A 3,238-nucleotide genomic window follows, 5' to 3' on the forward strand; every position below is an offset into this window, starting at 1 on the left:
CGGTAGTCAGGGCGTACCGACTGAACGCAATGACTCGCTGGGGGTGCTGCTTCAGAAGCTCTGTGACCGCTTCCCCGGGCTTTCGCCCTACAAGTCAGAGCTCGAACGTCTACGGCGCATTCGCGATAGGGTCCAGCACGACGGCATGATCCCCTCCGAAGAGGAGGCGCGGAGTGCGGTTACGCATGTGCAGGCGTTTGCCAGGGATGCGCTAAGAGTCGCCCTTGGCATGGAGTTCGAGGAGGTGACTCTGGTAAGCGCCATCACCGATGATGAGACGAAGGCGCATCTTGAAGAGGCCGAGCAGGCGTATCGAACTGGTGACTACCCGAAAGCGGTGACGAAGGCGGCAATTGCCTTTACGGTCGCTTGGGAGCGCTTCCGCCACGGTGGAAGGTCGCGGGCTTGGGGCGAAAGGGTAGTGCGGTCTCTAGCGAGAGCGTTGGAACACTGGTTAGAGCGCGTTGTCGGCCATGGACTGCCATTGATCTTTAGCAGCGTTGAGGTAAGGTATGCTTTAGACTCCCTTGTCGAGCCTGTTGAGTTGGCTCTCTACGGTATACCGCTGCCCGCCTACCTGCGATTCGCAGCCATAATCCCTGATATTGGCATCACCGTGGGAGGCACTCCACGAGTCAGCGTAGTCGGATCATGGAACCCGGGTAGGGATGACGCTTCATACGCCATTGACTTTGCCGTTATGGCTTTACTCCGACTTCAAGAATGGTCCTTTGGAGCTGGCCAACGAGCCTTGCCCTTGGTATAATCCCCCGGTTGGGGGAACGGGAAAGAGCATCACTGAGACGGCTAACGACCGACGCCGAGGCAGGCACATGATATGAGTGAGCGGTTCATCCTAACACGAGATCTCAGGGCACGTCGCATGGAACGCGGCCTCACAGCGGCTGAAGTCGCCCATGCTACCGGGGTGGCCGTCTGGCACGTGTTGGCGCGGGAGCGCGGCAGCGCTCTCCCGCCGAAGCTGCGAGCCCGACTTGCCGCCTGCCTCTTGGCCCACCGCATAGCAACCGAAGGCGCCGGCGAACGGAAGGGGTGAGCAGAATACGGTGGCCTACACCTCCGGTCGTCATGTAAGCCACCCGCGGACTAGCAAGCTCCGAGCCTTCTGCTCCACGTGCCGCCGCCCGGGGCGGACTCTCCTGGCCACGGGGACCCTCTTTTTCGTCATTCTCCAGGTTACCGCGCCGTCGAGTGCTGCGGCGAGCCAAATACCGGCAGTCGTTACCCGCGTCGTCGACGGGGACACTGTCGAGGCTCGCATCGGCATCCGACAGGAAACCGTCCGCCTCATCGGCATCGACACGCCGGAGACCGTCCACCCGCGGGTCGGGATCGAGCCGTGGGGTCCGCAGGCCAGCGCCTTCACCAAAGGGCTGCTCCCGCCTGGCACCCCCGTGCGCCTGGAGCTGGGCGTTCAAGAGCGTGACCGCTACGGGCGGCTGCTGGCGTACGTCTACCTCTCCGACGGCCGGATGCTAAACGCTCTGCTCCTGAAAGCCGGGCTTGCGCAGCTCCTCACCATCCCGCCGAACGTGAGGGACCGACATCGGCTGCTTGCTCAGCCACTTCGGCCTCTCCCGCCATGCGCTCCACGGAGCATACACCTTGGCGGAGCATGTCCGCGTTACGGGTCTCAGTCCACCAAGCCCGAAGGTGCGTCTTCGGGTTATGGGCTTCGGGGATGCTTCTCGGGAACCAGAGCGTATGCAACGGCCGTGAGGCCCGCCACCGTGAGGACGCGCACAGCCAAGTTAGCCGGGTCAGGCCGCACGGGGTATTGGCGCCGAAGGGTTTCGATAACCCCGGGCGGCACCGCGGCGACATTTACGATCCCGCTTGGCGAGTGGACGTAACGCGGCGCCGTCCAAACCGCAACCACCAGCGCGAGGCCGCCCAACGCCAGGATGGCGCGCCGCATGGAGCCACCGCCCCCTTCCTTCTGTGGTGTTTGAGCAAAAGTTGCCCGCCCGCCGACGCGTCTTCTCTCGGCGATGTCATACGCTTCCGGGTTGAAGACGCCGAGGTGGTGATTTCGTGACGGGGCGTTTCGCTTACCGGCCCATCCGGCGGAGGGAGTCGTCGTGGGCGCGGCTCCTCACTTGCGCGGCTCGTCGTTTCCCCACCGAATGACCAGACCTCGCGATACCCTCCAGGCACGTGATTGCCCTGCCCGGCGGAACGCGGTGCTTTGGGGGCTCGGCTCATCGTGCAGGTCCGGGGACTCGTCCTCGGCCATCGGCCCCGACCTCCGTTGCCATGCGCTCCAGGAACCGCACGCCCCGCCGGAGCATGTCGACGTGTTCGGCGTAGGCCTGCGGGTGTTCTGCCCAGCAGGTCCGAGGGTAGGTCTTCAAGTTGTGGGCCGCCGCTAAGGTGTTGGCCTTGACCAGCGCCCCGCCGTAGCCGCCGTTCGGCACCTTTCGCAACTGTTCGGCCCGCTCGATGAGCGCATCAATCTCGTCCACGGCGATGGGCCCCCTCCTGTCCCTGGCCGTTCGGTCCGGGTGGGTCGGCAGGTAGCGAAAAGCCGTGCTTACCGGCGATGCTCGGAGGCCAGCCCGTCGAGGTCGATCCCGCGCACCATCGCCTGGATTTCGGCCTCCCGGAGCCGGCGCTCGGCCTGCTCGGCCAGCGCTTCGTAGCGCCGCCACCGGGTATAGTACTCCTTGCACTGGCCCTTGAGGCGGTCCCGCTCGATGAGGAGCTGTCCCACCTCCACGAGCAGCTCGGCCGGTGCAGCAGGCGGCGTCTTGTCCTGCGCCCCGGCGTTCTCCCCCTGCAGCGCCCGGGCACGGAGCGCCCCGGCGAGACGGGACAAAAAGGAACGCAAGTCCAGTCCGGCCTCGTCTAAGGCCGCCTGCAACGTCCTGTAATCGGCTGCCGGCAGCCGCGCCTGCAACCGGGGATTGCCGTCTCGGCCCATACGGCCTCTCCTCTCCCCTTGAGCATACCACAATGGGGCCGATGGGGACGGGCTCGGCCGACAGCGCCGGTGACAGGCTCGCGCTCATTGGCGAGACGGGGCGGGATGACGTCCGGCTCCGGCCATCGCCCCGGGGTGACCGGTGCGAATGACGGGGACGACGTCCCGGTCGCTCAGCGGAATGCCGCCACCCTGACCGGTGACAGCCGCCAGCCTCGATGGCGCCCCCGCGTGGGTCCCGTCTGGCTCCGGTCAAGGCTGTGGGGCTACCCCGGAAGGCGGCGAGGTCACCTG

General features: G+C 65.8%; 5 protein-coding genes and 1 pseudogene. 3 read left to right on the plus strand and 3 right to left on the minus strand.

The window, feature by feature from the left end; all coding sequences use genetic code 11:
* The 3 genes and pseudogenes from AB1609_19165 to AB1609_19175 form a co-directional block, all read left to right on the plus strand.
* On the plus strand, nucleotides 1-766 hold a 766-nt coding region (locus AB1609_19165; protein MEW6048563.1), incomplete at its 5' end, for a hypothetical protein.
* Between the two features lie 72 nt (nucleotides 767-838).
* On the plus strand, nucleotides 839-1,057 hold the full coding sequence (locus AB1609_19170; GenBank protein ID MEW6048564.1) for a helix-turn-helix transcriptional regulator: 219 nt from the start codon (nucleotides 839-841) through the stop codon (nucleotides 1,055-1,057).
* 10 nt (nucleotides 1,058-1,067) lie between these two features.
* Nucleotides 1,068-1,553, plus strand: a pseudogene (locus AB1609_19175) (thermonuclease family protein).
* A 134-nt stretch (nucleotides 1,554-1,687) separates the two neighbouring features.
* Here the strand turns inward: AB1609_19175 and AB1609_19180 are convergent.
* The 3 genes from AB1609_19180 to AB1609_19190 form a co-directional block, all read right to left on the minus strand.
* On the minus strand, nucleotides 1,688-1,939 hold the full coding sequence (locus tag AB1609_19180) for a hypothetical protein (GenBank protein ID MEW6048565.1): 252 nt from the start codon (nucleotides 1,937-1,939) through the stop codon (nucleotides 1,688-1,690).
* Between the two features lie 283 nt (nucleotides 1,940-2,222).
* On the minus strand, nucleotides 2,223-2,486 hold the full coding sequence (locus AB1609_19185) for a hypothetical protein (GenBank protein ID MEW6048566.1): 264 nt from the start codon (nucleotides 2,484-2,486) through the stop codon (nucleotides 2,223-2,225).
* 68 nt (nucleotides 2,487-2,554) lie between these two features.
* Nucleotides 2,555-2,944 carry a hypothetical protein gene (locus tag AB1609_19190; GenBank protein ID MEW6048567.1) on the minus strand — a complete coding sequence of 130 codons (390 nt, stop codon included), beginning with the start codon at nucleotides 2,942-2,944 and terminating at the stop codon, nucleotides 2,555-2,557.
* Nucleotides 2,945-3,238 lie beyond the last annotated feature (294 nt).

This window comes from Bacillota bacterium (genome assembly GCA_040754675.1).
Taxonomy (GTDB): domain Bacteria; phylum Bacillota; class Limnochordia; order Limnochordales; family Geochordaceae; genus Geochorda.